Consider the following 17,321-nt stretch of genomic DNA (forward strand, 5'->3'; position numbering starts at 1 on the left):
TTTCACCACAAAGGACCTTTTCATGCTTCACACCCGAACGTTCACGCTCCTGCTCGCAAGCGCCTCGACCGCGCTTATCGCACTCCCGGCTTTTGCGCAGGACCAACCTGCCGACCCGTACCGCGATACCGTCACGATAGGTGCCGGCGTCGCGGCGCTGCCCGACTATGAAGGCTCCAACGACTATCGCATTACCCCCGTCCCGGCCGCGATCGGCGCGATTAAGGGCTATGGCTTCGTCCTTGCCGGCAATCAGCTCAGCGTCGACCTGATCAAGGACAAGCCCGGACCAGTCTGGGATTTCCAGGCCGGCCCGATCGCCCAGCTCAACTTCAACCGCAGCTCGTCCGGCAACATCGACGACCTTCGCGTCCGCGCACTCGGCAAGCGCGCCACCGCGGTCGAACTCGGCGGCTATGTCGGTCTCAGCAAGACGGGGGTTTTGACGAGCCCGTACGACAAGCTGTCGGTCACGCTGGGCTATCGCCACGACGTCAGTGACGTCCACGACAGCGGTATCTGGAACCCTAGCGTCACCTATTTCACGCCGCTGTCGCGCAAGGCCGCTTTTGGCCTGTTCGCCTCCGCCGACATCGTCGAGCGCGGCTATGCGCAAGCCTATTACAACGTCTCGGCGGCACAGAGCCTCGCGAGCGGACTGCCCGTTTACACTGCGGGCGGTGGCCTCAAAAACTGGACGCTCGGCGCGATCGGCAGCTATTCACTGACCGGCGATCTGCTGCACGGCATCAAGATCGTCGCAGGCGGCACCTATGGCCGCATGGAAGGCGACATCGCACGCAGTCCGCTCGTCGCCATCGCCGGATCGCGCGACCAATGGCTGGGGACGATGGGCCTCGCCTATACGTTCTAGCCGGTGGTCGGCCGCCCCGGCGTTTCGTTCCGAGACCGTCACACCTGAGTTCGACGGCGGGTTGGTGGCGCAGCCGCGGCCCCGTCACCATATCCCTGTCTGTAACAGGAGAGATGCCATGGCAGGCGGATGGACGCGCGACGGCGCGGTGCAGGATCAGATCGACGACACGGTGATGGACGCAGTCTTGGCCGCGCGCGCTCGAATTCCTGCGGGCGAGAGCGAACGTTATTGTGCGCAATGCGGTGACGATATCCCCGAGGGGCGCCGGCGTGCGATTCCCGGCGTCCGCACCTGTGTGACATGCCAGAGCGGACGCGATCGTCCACTGGCTGCAACCATCAACCGGCGCGGCAGCAAGGACAGCCAGTTGCGATAAGCGCGCACGCCGATGTCACCTATTACCGGGGATACACGTATTGCCGTGAACTGACGGTAGAACAGTTGGCGATTGCCGCCTTTGTCGCGAACCGGGCGCCGACCGAAGGCTTCGTTAGCCGATCTTCTGGATGACGGGCAGCGTCGCGGTCCAATTCTCGCCGGCGACGAAAATCCTGGTTTCCACCCGGCGTGCCAACGTCCTGACCTCGAAGCGATGGCAGATAAGTGTCGGATCGGAGAACGATCCAAAATGCCGACGCTTGAACAAGGGCGCCGACACGCCTTCGCTACGGATATCGAGAGTCAGGACGGGCAGGCTCAACCCGGGACGGGGCGCAGAGCGCTGCGCGATCACCGTGACCTGGTACAAGCCCGGCTCCAGGTCGACATACGGACCGTAGATCAAGGCACCTTTCCTGTCTGGTACCTGCGTGAACGCCGGCCGGTCGATCAAGGTCGTGGGTTTACCCGAATGGGTCAGAAACAGGTCGTTCGGGATCGCGAACTCGTCGACACGGTATATTTCCGACAGACCCAGCGCGCGCGCCTGCACGCGGACAGCCTCGAGTTTTTCGGCGGATGCGGCTGCGATACCGATCGCACCGTCCCCCAGTCCTCCAGTGAAGAACGCGAGCGTCAACCCGTTCCGCTCGAAGCACTGCCTGATGAACCTGTGCGACCATCCATTCTCGAACCAGCCGCGTTTGCGCGCGACATAGATGGATTCGGGGTCCAGCCTGATCCCCCAATTTTTCCACCAGTTTTCCTGAACGGGTTCGCCAACGAAACCAATGATGCCGTCCGGTACGATCTTTGACTTGAGCTGCTCGACCAGATCCCATGGTCGCAGGCAGTGGTGGAACGACTGGAAGAAAAAGGCGGCATCATAGGCGGAGTCCGGAACTCCGCCGAGGTCGTCGAAGTTCATCTCGTCGCGCGTGATGTCCAGGTTTCGCGCCGATGAGCGGCGGCGGCTCAGATCCCCCAGCGCCGGATCGATATCGATCGCATGGACCTTGCAGCCGGCATACGCGTAGATTTCGGAACTGAGGCCGTGGCCGGCGCCGAGGTCCAATATGCGCGGCGCGGCGCCGAGCGTTGATAGCGACAGCATCGTCGTCAACGCCCGCATGCTTTCCGCCAACATCGCGGCGTTGGCGACCCCCGTAGGGTTCGCCGCAGTCAGCAGCGGTCGAAGATCGTCGTCGTGCAACTCACCCGAAGACTGATCGAGCGCACGAGCCGCGATCTCGCGATACAGCGCGACCTGCTGATCGAAATAGGATGCCGAAAACGGGTCGGACGACTGATCCACGACCGCATCGAAATCGAGATCGATGGGATAGAACGCGTCCTGGACCGTCGCGGACGCAAGGTCTCCGCCACACGCATCGACAGCGTGGACGAACCTGTCGATTTCAGCCGTGTGCATACGTGGCATATAACTCTCGCGTAGTGACGGTCCCATCCACGCCTCTATCACGGTCGGAGGAAAATGCGCCTACCGTCGGCGTCCCCCCCTTTATCGCCACCCCGTATCCACGCGTCAGGGGCCGACGTCGGCCGCGCCACTTTGCACGCGTAGGGCTTTGCCCGCTTTGAAGCCCAAGGCTGCGCCCACGCGATCGTCCCATCCATATGGGTCGTTGCGTACGATCGGTTCGCCGGTGTCGTCGAACAGCACCGTCTGGTACAGCATTCGGACGGGGATCTGTCGTGGCAGCTTGACGAAGGTCTCCTTGCCGGTCGCGCGCGCCTGGTGCCATTGGTCCAGCACCCCGCCGTCCTTCGCGAGGATCCCGGCGAACCCGAGCGCATCCTCGACACGGACGCAGCCGTGGCTACGCTGACGCTGGACCATGGCGAACAACGGCTTGGCGGGCGTGTCGTGCAGGTAGATCGCGTGATCGTTCTGCATGTCGAACTTCACCAACCCGAGCGAGTTCTTCGGTCCGGGTTGCTGCACGATCCAGCCATTTTTCCAGACCATGTTGTTCGCCTTGAGATAGCCTGCGCCCTTCCTGGCGAGATCCTTTTTCTGGATCGAGCGGGGCACCGTCCAGGTCGGATTGGCGACCAGTCTGAAGATCGGCGAGCCCAGCTGGGGGGTCTCGGTCTCGGGCTCGCCGACGATGACCTTGCGGCTGTCGACGATCTTGCCGTCCCGCCAATAGGTGAGCCGCGCCGCAGCGAGGTTGACGTCGATGCGGGTCGCCGGCGGCGTACGCTCCAGCCAGCGCAATCGCTCCATGGCCACGGCGATCGCCCGCGATCGGTCGACGTCCGACATGTTGAGGATGGCAAGCGCCTCGCCGCCGATGATGCCGTCGGGCTTCATCGCATAGTCCGCCTGCATCCGACGCACGGCCGCGACCATCGCCGGTCCATACTGATCGCCCCCGGATCCTTCGCCTCGTGCGGCATTCATATCGAGATAATCGAGGACGGCCAGTTCGCGCGCGATGGCGGGCAGGCGCGGATCCGCCGCGCCGGGTTCGATCGCCTTGCCCGTGCTGGCGATGTCCGTGACCGGTGCCCCCGGCTGTTGCCTGAGCTTGAGGTAGGCGTCCGACAGCTTCTTGTAGTTGGCGTCGCCCGGCGCGAGGCTATTCAACCAGCCGGTCACGTCGCCGGCCTGCACCGCCGCGGCCAGTCCTGCCTTCAGATCGGGCGTTGGCCGCGGCACGGTATAGACCTCGTAGAGCTTGGTCGGATCCGTCGCGCCGCGTACCAGGGCGCCTGCGAAACGCAGTGCCTGCTGCGTGACGTCGGCATCCTGTCCGGACGCCGTACCGAAATCGACATGATCAAGGCCGTGCGCGGCGCGGGCGTCGATCGCCTTGCGCAACTGACCTCGCGTCGTGTCGCTCCACCGAGCGGGCCCGGCGGGGGTGGCCGCCGCGGCCGCGTTCGACGTCGCGTTCTGGTCCGGCACGACGTTGACGCTGCAGGCCGACAGCAACAGGCCCAAAGCCAGCGATTTTCCCGATGTTGAACGCACACGTCACTCCCACAAAACGCTTTAGGCCGCGCTGCCGACCGGCCTGCTCCAGCCCGACCTCAGATCTCCGGGATGGACCACAAACGATGACAATCCGATGAACGGTTCATTCGGTACGACAAGACGCCAAAAGGTAAACGGCCTGTTCAGTGCTCTTGCGCTATGTGTCGGGCCTCTCATCGACCGGAAGCGACATTTTGCCTAACTCTTTGTTTTCACGCCGCGATCTTCTGAGCGGTGGAACGGCTGCACTCGTGATGGCAGCCTTATCGGAAAAGGCTTCGGCGCGGGCGCCCGAGCGTCGCCTCGTATTGGTCAATGCAAATAACGGCGAGCGTTACGATGCCTGCTTCTTCGCTGGCGGCCGGTACCGCGCGGATGGCCTGGCCGAACTCAACCATGCCATGCGCGATTGGCGCACGGGCGCGACTCGGACCATGGATCCCAAACTTCTCGACCTGCTGGTCGGCGTCCGCGATCGCCTGGACATAGCCGCGCGCAAGCCGCTGAAGCTGGTGTCGGGCTATCGCAGTCCGAAGACGAACGGCATGATGCATAGTCGGTCCCACGGCGTTGCCAGCAAAAGCCAGCATATGCTCGGCAAGGCGACCGACATCGCGATCCCCGGCGTGCCCCTGAACCGTCTTCGCGACGCGGCGCTATCGCTGCGCGGCGGGGGCGTGGGCTATTATCCGCATGACGGCTTCGTCCATGTCGACACGGGTCCCCTGCGCCACTGGAGCTGATGCGTATTTACGCTGAGCCAGATTGCGCGTTCGCTCGTTGACGCAAAATGCCGTTTAAAACAAAATGCCTACGCACCCTCCCCCTGCTCGTCCTGCTGACCAACGGAGCAGTTTACGCACAGGACGTTCCCGTGGCCGCCGTCGCTCGACCGGCGAACGCCGGCGTTGCGATCACCGAGGGGGACGTCACGAACCCGAAGCTGCGGACGCTGTATGCCAAGGCGAAATGGCGGGCGCTTTGGTCTCCGGCAAATGCGGAGGCTCTAGAGGCGGCACTTGCGGATCGCGGGCAGCATGGTCTCGATCATTTGGCATTCCGCGCCGCCGACCCGCAGGACCCAAACGCGGCAAGCGCTGATGTCGCGCTGTCGCAAGCTGCGCTCGACTATGCGGACGCGCTGGCCAACGGTCGCATCGATCCAGCATCGCTGCACGAGGTCTACACCCTTCCCCGACCGAAGACGGACGTCGTGGCGGGTCTCGGCACCGCGCTTCGGGCCGGAACATTGTCCGAGTGGCTTCGATCATTGGCCCCGCAGGACGCCGAATATCGTGCCTTGTCCGATGCCTATCGCCGCTTCAGCCAGGCAGCGTCCGGTGAAGGGTCTGCTCCGGCGATATCAGGCGGGCTTATTCGGGTCGGCAATCGTGACGAGCGGGTATCGGCGATTGCCGATCAGCTGAGGGAGAACGGCTATCTGGTGGCCACCGGGGCCGCCACCGATCCGTCGCCATCGGTGCCCTCGTCCCCCACGCGCCGGCTCTATACCCAGGCGATCGCCGACGCGCTGAAGGGGTTGCAGACCGACTATGGCATCGCCGCGGACGGGGTGGTCGGTCCGGAGACCCTGAAAGTGCTCAATCTCGGTGCCGGCGACCGCGCCCGTTCGCTCGCCGTAGCGCTGGAGCGGCGCCGCTGGCTGTCACGGACGTCACCGGCGACCAGGATCGACGTCAACACGGCCGCGGCGCAGCTTCGATACTACCACGACGGCACGATGCGGGACGTGCGCAAGGTCGTCGTCGGGGAACCGGGCCATGAGACCCCCGCACTTTCCTCGCCGATCTTCAGGCTCGTCGCGAATCCGACCTGGACCGTACCGAAATCGATCCAGAACGGCGAGATGGCGAACGTCGGAGCGGACTATCTGCAGGCGCACAACATGGTCCTGCGCGACGGCTGGATCGTCCAGCAGCCGGGACCAGACAATGCGCTTGGTCTCGTGAAGTTCGACATGGCGAACGATCAGGCGATCTACCTCCACGATACATCCGCGCCGGCATTGTTCGAACGCAGTCAACGTCACCTGAGCCACGGCTGCGTTCGGGTCGAGGATGCAGTGGGTTTCGCGCAGATGCTGGCCGACGACGAAGGCGTTGCGGACGCATGGCAAGCGGCGCAGGCATCGGGCGAGATGACATTCGTCCCCCTGCCGACCCGTATCCCGGTCCGACTGCTCTACCACAATGTCTATATCGGCGACGACGGGGCGGTCGCATTCCGCACGGATCCCTACGGCTGGAACGATCCGATCGCGGAGCAGCTCGGCTTCTCCAAGGCCGCAGCACGGCGTGCGGAGGCCCAGGCGATCGACGTCGGTCCGTGATCCCTGTGGTGCCGGGCATAGCAAACCGTGGTTTCGAGGGAGGTGGCGGCGCGCGCCTGCCTCCCGCTGATCGATCGATGCCCGACCGCTCGTAGCGGTCGGCGCGAGGCGGTTCACGCGGATACCATGTCGGTCTCACGAGATCGTTGAAATCTGGGTGAGACCGTTTCGACAGCGGAAAATGGCGATGTCCGCTCGTTCGAACGTAAACCAGTAGCCGGATCGATCATGTCGAACTGCGAAGGCCACGACGTGCGTCCGGTGAATGTCCCACGGACGCAGTCGAAATGCCATTGGTCTGGCATCGTGCACTTTTTGGACTTCCACCATCGAGCTCGCGAACCTGACTGGTCCCGTAAGGTCCCGTTATTTGATCGCGCATTCGGCAAACGGAAACATATGTAATCGCCGGCGCAATTTAGCTGGCGTTTGCGTAGACATCGGTGGACTTTGCTTATCGGTTGGCTAGCCACGCCATCTAAATTGAAGGGACGTAGCTATGGGCGAACGGGTCGGGATCGCAGTGATCGGACTGAATGGCGCGGTGGCCACCACCGCGGCCGCGGGCATCGCGATGATCCGCGCAGGGTCGAACGACCTGTCGGGTCTGCCTCTAGCCAGCCGCGACGTGGACGGCATGGCGGCATACCGCGACCTCCATTTCGGTGGCTGGGACCTCAGCCATGACGACCTCGCGACCGCCGCGCTGAAGCACGGCGTGCTGACGGAAAGCGAGCTTGCCAACGGTGCGTCGAGCCTCTCCGACATGCGGCCTTGGCCCGCGGTCGGATCGGTCGACTTTTGTGCGAACATCGACGGCGCGAACAAGATCGCAGCATCTGGCCACCGGGCCGCGGTGAAGCACATCCAGGACGATCTGGCGCGGTTCAAGACCGAGCAGAATCTTGACCGCGTCGTAATGATCAATCTGGCCTCAACCGAGCGCAAGGCCGATCTCGGCGCGGATGCGCTGACCAGCGTCGAAGGCTTCGAACGCGGCCTCGACGCCGACGATGCGGCGATCAGCCCGGCGATGCTCTACGCCTATGCGGCGATCGCGAGCGACACGCCCTATGCGAACTTCACCCCGTCGGTCGCCGCCGACGTGGCGCCGCTTGCCGAGCTTGCCCGCCAGCGCGGCGTGCCGATCGCCGGCAAGGACGGCAAGACCGGCCAGACGCTGCTGAAGACGGTGATCGCACCGGCGCTGCGTGACCGGGCGCTGCACGTCGATGGCTGGTTTTCGACCAACATCCTTGGCAATTCGGACGGCCTTGCGCTCGACGATCCCAAGAGCCTTGCGTCGAAGGTCGATACCAAGAAGTCGGTGCTCGACCAGATTCTCGGCTATCCGGTCGAGGATCACATCATCATGATCCATTATTACAAGCCGCGCGGCGACAACAAGGAAGCTTGGGATAATATCGACATAACGGGGTTTCTTGGCCAGAAGATGCAGCTCAAGCTGAATTTCCTGTGTAAGGATTCGGTGCTCGCCGCGCCGCTCGCGATCGAGATCGCGCGCTGCCTGGCCCTCGCCCAATCGCGCGGCGAAGGCGGCGTGCAGGACCAGATGGGGATCTTCTTCAAGATGCCGCAGACTGCCGATGGCGGCGAGCCGATCCACGCGTTTGGCGAGCAACAGCTGATCCTCGACACCTGGCTCGACCGCCGGTGAAGTTCGACGCGGCGCATCTCCCTCTGTTGCGCGAACTCGGCGCCCTGAAGCGGATCCGGTCGGCCGAGCGCGACGGGTCGATCGCTGAGCGACTTTTCGCGCGCGGGTGGGCTGCGCTAGCGGCGGGCGAAGCGCCGGCGGTGGTGATGCGTCGCACGGTCGCGGCTGCGCTCGCTGCGGCGCGGTTGGGCGATCTCGACCGGGTCACGCTGGCGGAGCTTGGTTTGTCGGACGCGGAAGCGTGCGCTGTGCTCGAACGTGGCTTCGACGAGGTTGCGGTCCTGCTCGATCCGGCGCTGGCGGCCGATCTGCGCGGAGCGCTCCCGGAGGGCGCACCGGGGGCAGAGCCGGTGCCGCGGTTCGTCGCGCAACTGGCGACGCAGCCCCGCGCGGGCGTCACCTGTCCCGGCCGGCCGCGCCTGTTGCTCCAGCCGCCGGAGAACCACGCCGAGCATTGCCTGATCGTCGCGGTGTACGGCGTGCTCGCGGCGCCCGGCTACGGCGCGGATCCGGCAGAGGTGTTCTTCGCGTCGATGGCGCATCATTTCCACAATGCGGCGATGCCCGATGCGGGGTTTACCGGCGAAGTGCTGCTCGGCGACCTGCTCGACCGTGTGATCGACGCGGCGCGCGAACAGGCGATGGCGATGCTCGATCCAGCGGTCGCAGCCGACGTCCGCACCGCGCTCGCGCCAATCGCCGGCGACGCGACACCGGCAGCACGCGCGTTCCATGCCGCCGACGTGCTCGACCGCGTGCTGGAGATCGAACAGCACACCCGCGCAGCCTCGGCGACGATGGACACCGTTCTCCACACCTACGAACTCGTCCACGCGGGGCCCGTGAAGGACTTCCACGACCGCGTGCTGGCCGACGTCGGCCTGTTGTGACCTACCGCTCGCCCGTCACCGGCCGGCCGCTTGTGGCCGACACGCCGCATTCGCTAGCGGCACCCGGCGAGCGCTGGCCGGTGGTCGACGGCATCCCCTATCTGCGGACCGATAGCGAGGGGCTGGTCGCGGTGGCGCTCGACCATCTCGACGCGGACTGCCCGGACGACGCGCTGGTCGCGCTGCTGACCGATCAGGATGCGTGGTGGACCGGCCCTGCGACCGATCTCGGCGAGCTGAAACGGCTCGTCCGCGAGCGCGACACATTGTCACTGCGCGCGGCGATGGCGTTGCTGCGGATGGGGCCCGTCGCGGATTATTTCGCGCATCGCTGGAGCGATCCGACCTATCTTGCCGGGCTCGCGCTGGTCGAGGCGCATTGGCGGGAGCCGGGTACCGCGTTCGAACTGGCCTGCGGGATCGGCCATTATCTGCGCGAACTGTCGGCGCGCGGCGTCGCGTGTGTCGGCGCGGACGTGGTGTTCTCGAAATGCTGGCTCGCGAAGCACTGGGTCGCGCCGGCCGCCGACTATGTCGTGTTCGACGCTGCCGGTCGGTGGCCGGTGGAAACGCAACAGTTCGACCTCGTCGCGTGCCACGACGCCTTCTATTTCCTGCCCGATCAGCCGCGGGTTGCCGGGTTGTTGCGCGAGACCGTCGCACCAGGCGGCGTGCTCGCGGTCAGCCATCTCCACAATGCCGCAGTCGCAGGCGGTGCGATGGGCCCGGCCCGCACCTCGGACGAATGGGCGACGCTCTTCCCGGCCGCCATCGCCTATGACGAGCGCGAATTGCGGCGTGCTCTACTCGCAAGCGATGCGCCCGTCCCGACCGGCTGGTTCGACGATCCGGGAACCGAGGCGTGGTCGATCATCGAGACGGACGCCGGTGCGCCGCGCACGCTGACCGGCGGGCTGGCGATGCCGGTTGCCAATGCGGTGCTGCAACCCAACCCTTTGCTCGAAGGCGATACGCCGCGCTGGCCCTCCGATCGCTACCGCGTGGAATATGGCTCGGCTGCAACATGGCTGTCGGACACCGGCGATGCGGCGCGAAACCGCCGCGTCGTCGACCTGCCGCCGCGGTGGTGAGCATGCGCTGGGGCATCGTCGGCTTCGGCTGGGTCGCACGCGACTATATGGCACCGGGCATCGCCGCGGCTGGCGGGACGCTGGTCGCGATCGCCGACCCCTCGTCGATGGCGCAGGCCAGCGCGATGTCGGGCGGCATTCTGGCCTATGATACCGCCGAGGCGATGCTCGCCGACGCTGCGCTCGACTGCATTTATGTCGCTACGCCCAATAATCTCCATGCCGACCCCGTCCGCGCAGCCGTCGCAGCGGGCGTCCCGGTGCTGTGCGAAAAGCCGATCGCCGCGACGCTGGACGATGCCGAGACGATCGGCGCGGCGGTTACGGGACATCTGTACGGTACCGCTTTCGACCAGCGTCACCACCCTGCTCACCGCGCCATGGCGCAGGCGATCAGCGACGGGGCGATCGGCCGACCGATCGCGGTACGGATCGTCTATGCCTGCTGGGTCGACCCGAGCTGGTCGCCTTCCGGCGAAGGCGGCGGCTGCAACTGGCGCGCCGATCCGGCAGCGGCGGGCGGCGGCGCGGTCATCGACCTCGCCCTCCACGGCCTCGATCTCGCCGCGATGTTGGTCGACGAACCGCTCGCGCGCCTGCACATCGACCTGCAGCGGCGCATCCACGACTATCCGGTCGACGATGGCGGCATCCTCTCGGGTCGCACCGCAGGCGGCATCCTGGTTCAGAGCCATGTCGCGTATAACTGCCCCGAAGTGCTGCCCCGTCGCCGGCTTGAGATCCTTGGCGAGGACGGCCTGCTCGTCGCGACCGACACGATGGGCCAGACCGAGGGCGGCACCGTGATCCGGCGTTGCGCACTGACCGGGAATGAGACCGCCCTGCCCTTCGACGCCGCGCTGTCGCCCTTCGCCGCGCAGGCTGCCGCGTTCGCCGCCGCCGTCCGCGGCGAAGCGCATGATTTCTCGATTCATAGGGACCTGTCGCTGATGCGCCTATTCGACGCCGCCTATACCGAGGCGCGATCATGCCTCTGAGCTGGTACGCCTGCGCGCATTGCGGTTTCTGGCAGCGCCATTTCGCGCCCGCCGATTGCCTGGTGTGCAACGATACGCGCAACGACCTGCCCGAGGACGGCTGGTCCTTCCTCCCCGAACAGGACGTCGCCGCGAGCCATGACGGCAGTTGGCGGCAGGTCGCCGACGATCTCTGGGCCTTCACCACGACGCCCCATCTGGGGTTAGGCGGTACCGGCTGGCTGATCGTCCGCGAGGGCGGCAATATCGCCTTCGAGGCGGCGCCCTATTATTCGCCCGCGATGCTCGAACAGATCGAACGGCTCGGCGGCATTCGCTATCTCGCGGCCAGTCACGCGCATGGCTATGGTGCGCTGTTCCAGCTCCAGCGCGAGTGCGCGCCGGAGATGCTCGCGATCCACAAGGACGACCTCGGCATGACCAAGGCGTTCCGCGTCACGACGCCGTATGACGACGTGCTGGAGATCGCGCCGGGCTATACGCTGCACCACGTCGGCGGGCATTACGAGGGCCAGGCGGCGCTCCACGATGCTATTGGCCGACGCCTGTTCTGCGGCGATATGTTCAAGATCGACCAGGATGCGGCGGGCGTCAGCCAGGCGATTTCGAGCCACAAGGCTTTCCACAAGGACATCCCGCTGACCCACGGCGAGATCCGCCACTACCGCGCGGTGATCGCGCCGCTGGCGTTCGACGCCGTCCTGACCCCGTTCGAATATGCCCCCGAAGTCGGTCGAGACGTCGCCATCGCCGTGCTCGACGAGGCGCTGGCCCGCGCGCCGGGCGTGAAGAGGATCCCGCTATGACCCGCACTGTCACCGGCCTGCCCGAACAACTCGGCGCGGCCTGCCATCTGTATCTCGACGCGTTTCCCGCCGGCGATATCGTCGCCTTCCCGATCGACGCAATCGACCGCGTCGGCATCCCGGTCTGGGTGGTCGCGCTGTTCCCGGAGACCGCGGAGCTGGGCGGCATCATGCCGTACGGCGTCGGCTATGGCGCGATCGACGAGGCCGCGATCCTCGGTGCCCTGGGCGAGATCGCCGAGATGGTCTGGCCGACGCTCACCTTGTCGGCGCGCGGCAAGACGCACGGCAGCTATGCCGACCTCGTCCGAGAACGCGGCGATCGGGGTATCGCCGATCCGCTGACCCTGTGCCTTCCCGCAGGGTCCCCGGTCGGACGCGACACCCCGCTCGACTGGGTCGAGGCCAGGCGGTGGGCGGACGGCTCCAGCGTGCTCGTGCCGATCGACCTCGCCGCCTATTCGGCCAAGGAACTGGCGCCGGGTTACGTGCCGTTCACGACGATCATTTCCAACGGGATGGGCGCCGGACCGGACCTCGACTGGGCAATCGGTCACGGGCTGTGCGAAATCCTTCAGCGCGACGGCAACGGGTTGCTGTTCCGCGCGCTCGACCGCGGCGTCGCGATCGACCTACCCGACTCGCTGCCGGCGGAGATCGGCGATCTGATCAACCGGTTCGCTGCCGCCGACGTCCGCGTGATCCCCAAGTTCGCCACCGACGAGTTCGGCCTTGCCAACGTCTACTGCGTCGGTGTCGACGCGCGCGATCCCACTGTGCCTATCATGGCAACCGCCTGCGGCGAGGCGGCGCATCCCGACGCGGCGGAGGCACTGGCCAAGGCAATCGCAGAATATGCCGCGAGCCGCGCGCGCAAAGCCTTCGCGCACGGCCCGATGGCGCTCGCCGAGAGTATCGCCCCGCGCGGCTATATCGACCGGTTCATGGCGCAGGCCGGCGGCGCCGCCAAGTCGAGCGACAGCCGTGCGTTTTCGGAGATGCAGCGCTGGACCGACGTCGATGCGGCGACGCTCAGAGACTGGCTCGCCGAAACGATGCTCGCCGAGCGCAGCCGCCGCGATTTTACCGACCTGCCGCGCGCGGACGTTCCCGATGCACGGGCTCGCGGACGGCTGGCGCGGGAAGCCGTCGAGGCCGCGGGTTTTGACATTCTCTACGTCGACATGTCCCCAGCGGACGCCAGCGTCGCGGTGGTCAAGGTGATCGTGCCCGGCATGGAGGTCGAGACGATGAGCTATTACCGGATCGGCGAGCGCAACGTCGCCAAGCTGATCGGACTCGACAGCCCGTTGGTCAGCTTCGGTGGGGAGGAAAGCACGACGCGCCGGCCCGTCCGTCTCACCGACGACGCGATCGCCCGGCTCGGCGGCCAGCCGTTCTTCGATACGGCATTGGCTGACGAGATCGTCGGGCCGCTGTATCCGCTCTACCGCGAGCCGGAGGCGCATCATGTCGCCTGGAGCGAGCGGAGCCTTGAAACGGAGGCGCCACGATGACTCTGCGCTTCGCCTACAACACCAACGGAGCCGCCAACCACCGGTTGGACGACGCGCTGCACCTGATCGCCGATGCGGGCTATGACGGCGTCGCACTGACACTCGACCACCACCACCTTGACCCTTTTGCCGACAATTGGACGCGCGAGGCTGAGCGCGTCGGCGCGCTGCTAAGGTCGCTCGGGCTAGGGTCGGTGATCGAGACCGGCGCGCGCTATCTGCTTGACCCGCGCGACAAGCACGAACCGACGCTAGTCACCGCCGACCCGGCCGGCCGAGACCGCCGCGTCGCATTCCTGGCCCGATCTCTCGAAATCGCCGCGATCCTGAACGCGGAGACGGTCTCGTTCTGGGCCGGCGTGCCAAAGCCGGGCGTCGCCCATGCTGACGCGCTCGACTGGCTCGACGCAGAGATCGGCAAGGTCGTCGAGCATGCATCGCGCGTTGGCATCCCGGTAAGCCTGGAGCCCGAGCCTGGCATGCTGATCGAAACCGTCGCCGACTATGCACGTCTCGCGGACCGCCATCCCGACCTGATGCTCGCGCTCGACACCGGCCATTGCCTCGTCACGCAGGATATCGCCCCCGATGCCGCGGTGCTGGCTTATGCCGATCGTCTCGGCACCGTCGCCGTCGAGGACATGCGGCGCGGCGATCACACGCACCTCCCCTTCGGCCAGGGCGACATGGACATTCCCGCCATCCTGACCGCGCTGGGAACGATCGAATACGACCGCCTCGTGTGCGTCGAACTGTCGCGGGAGAGCCCGCGCGCGCATCAGGCGATCCCGGAGTCGATCGCCTACCTTCGGGCGGCCCTGTCCTGATGCGGATCTGCTTCGTCTCGCGCCGCTTTTTCCCGGCGATATCGGGGATGTCCATCTACGCGATCAACCTGCTGCGCCAACTCGTGGCGGCGGGCCACGATGTGACGATGATCAGCCAATATTACGGCGATCCGGCGCGCGCACGCGTGTACGGCGGTGGCCCGCCGCCGCCCGTGCGGGGCGTGCGCGTCGTCGGGCTCGAAGCGCTCGGCGAGCAGGATGGCGGCGATTTCGAGCGGGATATCGACGCCATCGTCGACGCCATCGCGCGCGACCATGCCGTGCATCCGTTCGACATCCTCCACGCGCAATATGGCTATCCGACCGGCTGGGCGACGATGATCGCGGCCCGGCGCCTCGGCCTGCCCTGCGTCGTGTCGATCCAGGGCGGCGACGGGCATTGGGTCGGCTCGTGCTGCGAGACGCACCGGCTCGCGATGGTGCGCGTGCTCGACCATGCCGGCGCGCTGCTGATCGGCGGGAAGAGTTTCGCGAACGAAGTGCACGACCGGCTCGGCACCGCGCTCGACCGGTTCACCATCGTTCCCGGCGCAGTCGACACCGATCATTTCACGCCGACAACGCAATCCGCCCCCGAAGGCCCGGTCCGCCTCCTGTACCATGGCCGCGTCGATCGCCGCAAAGGCGTGCTCGACTTCCTCCAGGCGTTACCGGACGTACGCGGGGACTGGCACGCGACTATTTCCGGCATCGGCCCGGATGTCGACCCTGCGCAAGCGCTCGCTGGCGAACTCGGCCTTACCGACCGCGTGACGTTCAACGGCTATGCGGACTATGACGCCGTCCCCGCGCTCTACCGTGCGCACGACGTGTTCGTGTCGCCGACCTATGCGGAGGGGTTCTCGAACACCATCCTCGAGGCGATGGCATGCGGGCTTGCGGTCGTTTCATGCCATGCGGTCGGGGTCGTCGACTGCGTCCGCGACGGCGAGAATGGCGTGCTGACCGATCCCGGCGACGTGCCCGCACTGGCGGCCTCGCTGACCCGCGTCATCACCGATACGAACCTGCGCACGCATCTCGCGGCGGCCGCGCTGGAAGAATGCCGCCGGGTGTATAGCTGGGACGCGGTCGGGCAGCAGATCGTCGGAATCTACCGCGACCTGCGCGACCATTCGCAAGTCGCCTTCGACACGGACCTGCCGATCACGCCCTGCCGCTTTCGCAGCGAGCCGCATCTGCTGTGACCGATCGATGAAGCTGCTCGCGATATCGCCGCATCTCGACGATGCCGCCTTCTCAGCCGGCGGTTTGCTGGCGTCGCGCGTCGACCAGGGCTGGGAGGTTACGGTCGCGACCTGCTTCACCGGCAACGTCGCGCAACCGACCGGGTTCGCGCTCGCCTGCCAGCTCGACAAGGGGCTGGGTACGGACGTCGATTATATGGCGCTGCGCCGTGCCGAGGATATCGCCGCCTGCCGGGCGCTGGGGGCAAGCGCGATCCACCTGCCGTTCCTCGAGGCACCACACCGGGGCTATGCCTCGGCCGCGATGCTGTTCGCCGCGCGGCTGCCCGACGACCGGATCGTCGACGATGTCGCGGCGGCGCTGGCCGCGCTTCTTGCGGCGGAACGGCCGGATCTCGTGCTCGGGCCGTTGTGCCTTGGCAACCATGTCGACCATCACGTCGTTCTGCATGCGATACGGCGATCCTGTGCCGGTCGCACCGTGTTGCTGTGGGAAGACTGGCCTTATGCCGATCGCGAAGACCGGGTTGCCGCCATGCCGGCGGTGATCGAACATCTGACGCCCGAAACGCGGGCGCGGCGTATTTCCGCCTGTGCCGCATACGGGTCACAACTCGGCTTCCAGTTCGGCGGCGTCGATGCGATGACCGAGCGGACCGGGCGGATCGCCGAAGAACGTTATTACGCGCTGCACGCGGGCTGATCGACCGACCACGATCGACGCGTGCCGCCGCCATCCTATTGCAAGCAGAGCTATCGATATGACCGAAGTTTCCGTCGTTACCCTGGGCAAGGGGCGTCCAGACCATCTCGTCAACGTCGTCCGCGGGCTGATGCGCCAGACGCTATTGCCGACCGAGCTGATCGTCGCTGTGATGCAGGATGAGCTGTACGACCTGCCCAAGGCGCCGTTCCCGATCCGCCAGATGCAGGTCGTTGCCGACGCCTTGCCGCTCGCCTCCGCGCGCAACGCCGCGGCACACGCCGCGACTGGCGAGGTCATCGTGTTTCTCGACATGGACTGTATCCCGACGCCCGCGCTGCTGGCCGATTATTCCGGGTTCCTCGACACGTTCGACGGGCTGTTGATGGGCGAGGTCCTGTACCTGCCAGGCGGCGCGACCGTCGGCGACTGGTCGTACGACCGGTTCGCCGAGATCGCGGTGAAGCATTCGGACCGGCAAGGTCCGCCGCCGCGCGGCATCGAGATCTGCACCGACTATCGCTGCTTCTGGTCGCTGAACTTCGCGATGCGTAAGGCGACATTCCTCGGCCTTGGCGGCTTCGACGAACGCTATGTCGGCTATGGCGGCGAGGATACCGATTTCGGCAAGGCGCTAGACGAGGCCGGCATCCCGATCGCATGGATCAAGGGCGGTCTGGCCTATCATCAGTATCATCCGCACCACATGCCGCCGGTCCACCATCTCGACAGCGTTGTACGAAACGCGGAACTGTTCGAGACGAAATGGGGCTATCGAACGATGGGCCATTGGCTCCAGGCGTTCCGGCTGATGGGCCTGATCGATCCGACACCGGGCCGGCCGATCCGCATCCTGCGCCGTCCCGACGCCGCCGATCTCGCGCTGACCGGCCAGCAGAGCCACCAGCCCTATGCCAACACCGCGACCGTCATCCGCCTTCTGGAAGACCGGCTGGCAGCCACCGAGAATGCCGCAGCGGCCGAATGAGCGTCG

The 17,321-nt window shown here is 66.1% G+C and carries 16 protein-coding genes; 14 read left to right on the forward strand and 2 right to left on the reverse strand.

Features of this window, described 5'->3' with window-relative positions; all coding sequences use genetic code 11:
- Nucleotides 1-22 precede the first annotated feature (22 nt).
- Nucleotides 23-874 (forward strand): MipA/OmpV family protein, encoded by an 852-nt coding sequence (locus U1707_RS03475; RefSeq protein ID WP_332798710.1) that lies wholly within the window; start codon nucleotides 23-25, stop codon nucleotides 872-874.
- 118 nt (nucleotides 875-992) lie between these two features.
- Nucleotides 993-1,253: a DksA/TraR family C4-type zinc finger protein gene (locus U1707_RS03480; protein WP_332798711.1), complete on the forward strand. Its 261-nt coding sequence runs from the start codon at nucleotides 993-995 to the stop codon at nucleotides 1,251-1,253.
- Between the two features lie 114 nt (nucleotides 1,254-1,367).
- On the opposite strand, the gene U1707_RS03485 is transcribed toward U1707_RS03480, so the two are convergent.
- Complete coding sequence (locus U1707_RS03485) at nucleotides 1,368-2,696, reverse strand: class I SAM-dependent methyltransferase (RefSeq protein WP_332798712.1); 1,329 nt, start codon at nucleotides 2,694-2,696, stop codon at nucleotides 1,368-1,370.
- A gap of 105 nt (nucleotides 2,697-2,801) precedes the next feature.
- Entirely contained in the window at nucleotides 2,802-4,256 is a 1,455-nt protein-coding gene (locus tag U1707_RS03490) for a L,D-transpeptidase family protein (RefSeq protein WP_332798713.1), read from the reverse strand.
- A gap of 209 nt (nucleotides 4,257-4,465) precedes the next feature.
- Here U1707_RS03490 and mepK point away from each other — a divergent pair, with 209 nt between their 5' ends.
- The 12 genes from mepK (at nucleotide 4,466) to U1707_RS03550 (ending at nucleotide 17,315) form a co-directional block, all read left to right on the forward strand.
- Entirely contained in the window at nucleotides 4,466-5,002 is a 537-nt protein-coding gene (mepK, locus tag U1707_RS03495; protein WP_503676856.1) for a peptidoglycan L,D-endopeptidase MepK, read from the forward strand.
- Between the two features lie 131 nt (nucleotides 5,003-5,133).
- Nucleotides 5,134-6,609 (forward strand): L,D-transpeptidase family protein, encoded by a 1,476-nt coding sequence (locus U1707_RS03500; RefSeq protein ID WP_332798715.1) that lies wholly within the window; start codon nucleotides 5,134-5,136, stop codon nucleotides 6,607-6,609.
- A gap of 499 nt (nucleotides 6,610-7,108) precedes the next feature.
- Nucleotides 7,109-8,287, forward strand: a complete 1,179-nt coding sequence (locus tag U1707_RS03505) for an inositol-3-phosphate synthase (RefSeq protein ID WP_332798716.1) — start codon at nucleotides 7,109-7,111, stop codon at nucleotides 8,285-8,287.
- Nucleotides 8,284-9,177: an HD domain-containing protein gene (locus tag U1707_RS03510; RefSeq protein ID WP_332798717.1), complete on the forward strand. Its 894-nt coding sequence runs from the start codon at nucleotides 8,284-8,286 to the stop codon at nucleotides 9,175-9,177. Before U1707_RS03505 ends, U1707_RS03510 begins: the two co-directional genes overlap by 4 nt.
- Nucleotides 9,174-10,268, forward strand: coding sequence for a class I SAM-dependent methyltransferase (locus U1707_RS03515; RefSeq protein WP_332798718.1), 1,095 nt, complete (start codon nucleotides 9,174-9,176; stop codon nucleotides 10,266-10,268). Before U1707_RS03510 ends, U1707_RS03515 begins: the two co-directional genes overlap by 4 nt.
- Nucleotides 10,269-10,270: 2 nt before the next feature.
- Complete coding sequence (locus tag U1707_RS03520) at nucleotides 10,271-11,266, forward strand: Gfo/Idh/MocA family protein (RefSeq protein ID WP_332798719.1); 996 nt, start codon at nucleotides 10,271-10,273, stop codon at nucleotides 11,264-11,266.
- Nucleotides 11,257-12,072: an MBL fold metallo-hydrolase gene (locus U1707_RS03525; RefSeq protein WP_332798720.1), complete on the forward strand. Its 816-nt coding sequence runs from the start codon at nucleotides 11,257-11,259 to the stop codon at nucleotides 12,070-12,072. The genes U1707_RS03520 and U1707_RS03525 overlap by 10 nt, the downstream gene beginning before the upstream one ends.
- Nucleotides 12,069-13,589, forward strand: coding sequence for a YcaO-like family protein (locus U1707_RS03530; RefSeq protein ID WP_332798721.1), 1,521 nt, complete (start codon nucleotides 12,069-12,071; stop codon nucleotides 13,587-13,589). Before U1707_RS03525 ends, U1707_RS03530 begins: the two co-directional genes overlap by 4 nt.
- On the forward strand, nucleotides 13,586-14,416 hold the full coding sequence (locus tag U1707_RS03535) for a sugar phosphate isomerase/epimerase family protein (protein ID WP_332798722.1): 831 nt from the start codon (nucleotides 13,586-13,588) through the stop codon (nucleotides 14,414-14,416). Before U1707_RS03530 ends, U1707_RS03535 begins: the two co-directional genes overlap by 4 nt.
- A 47-nt stretch (nucleotides 14,417-14,463) precedes the next feature.
- Nucleotides 14,464-15,624 (forward strand): glycosyltransferase family 4 protein, encoded by a 1,161-nt coding sequence (locus tag U1707_RS03540; protein ID WP_332798723.1) that lies wholly within the window; start codon nucleotides 14,464-14,466, stop codon nucleotides 15,622-15,624.
- A 7-nt stretch (nucleotides 15,625-15,631) separates the two neighbouring features.
- Entirely contained in the window at nucleotides 15,632-16,327 is a 696-nt protein-coding gene (locus U1707_RS03545) for a PIG-L deacetylase family protein (protein WP_332798724.1), read from the forward strand.
- A 58-nt stretch (nucleotides 16,328-16,385) separates the two neighbouring features.
- Nucleotides 16,386-17,315, forward strand: coding sequence for a galactosyltransferase-related protein (locus tag U1707_RS03550; RefSeq protein WP_332798725.1), 930 nt, complete (start codon nucleotides 16,386-16,388; stop codon nucleotides 17,313-17,315).
- Nucleotides 17,316-17,321: the final 6 nt, after the last annotated feature.

Origin of the sequence: Sphingomonas sandaracina (assembly GCF_036663695.1) — a bacterium.
GTDB lineage: Bacteria > Pseudomonadota > Alphaproteobacteria > Sphingomonadales > Sphingomonadaceae > Sphingomonas.

Excerpts from the sequence above, each read along its gene's own strand:
- U1707_RS03475 (WP_332798710.1), top strand. The coding sequence starts at position 23 with ATGCTTCACACCCGAACGTTCACGCTCCTGCTCGCAAGCGCCTCGACC.
- U1707_RS03480 (WP_332798711.1), top strand. The coding sequence starts at position 993 with ATGGCAGGCGGATGGACGCGCGACGGCGCGGTGCAGGATCAGATCGAC.
- U1707_RS03485 (WP_332798712.1), bottom strand. The coding sequence starts at position 2,696 with ATGCCACGTATGCACACGGCTGAAATCGACAGGTTCGTCCACGCTGTC.
- U1707_RS03505 (WP_332798716.1), top strand. The coding sequence starts at position 7,109 with ATGGGCGAACGGGTCGGGATCGCAGTGATCGGACTGAATGGCGCGGTG.
- U1707_RS03520 (WP_332798719.1), top strand. The coding sequence starts at position 10,271 with ATGCGCTGGGGCATCGTCGGCTTCGGCTGGGTCGCACGCGACTATATG.
- U1707_RS03525 (WP_332798720.1), top strand. The coding sequence starts at position 11,257 with ATGCCTCTGAGCTGGTACGCCTGCGCGCATTGCGGTTTCTGGCAGCGC.
- U1707_RS03530 (WP_332798721.1), top strand. The coding sequence starts at position 12,069 with ATGACCCGCACTGTCACCGGCCTGCCCGAACAACTCGGCGCGGCCTGC.
- U1707_RS03535 (WP_332798722.1), top strand. The coding sequence starts at position 13,586 with ATGACTCTGCGCTTCGCCTACAACACCAACGGAGCCGCCAACCACCGG.
- U1707_RS03540 (WP_332798723.1), top strand. The coding sequence starts at position 14,464 with ATGTCCATCTACGCGATCAACCTGCTGCGCCAACTCGTGGCGGCGGGC.
- U1707_RS03545 (WP_332798724.1), top strand. The coding sequence starts at position 15,632 with ATGAAGCTGCTCGCGATATCGCCGCATCTCGACGATGCCGCCTTCTCA.
- U1707_RS03550 (WP_332798725.1), top strand. The coding sequence starts at position 16,386 with ATGACCGAAGTTTCCGTCGTTACCCTGGGCAAGGGGCGTCCAGACCAT.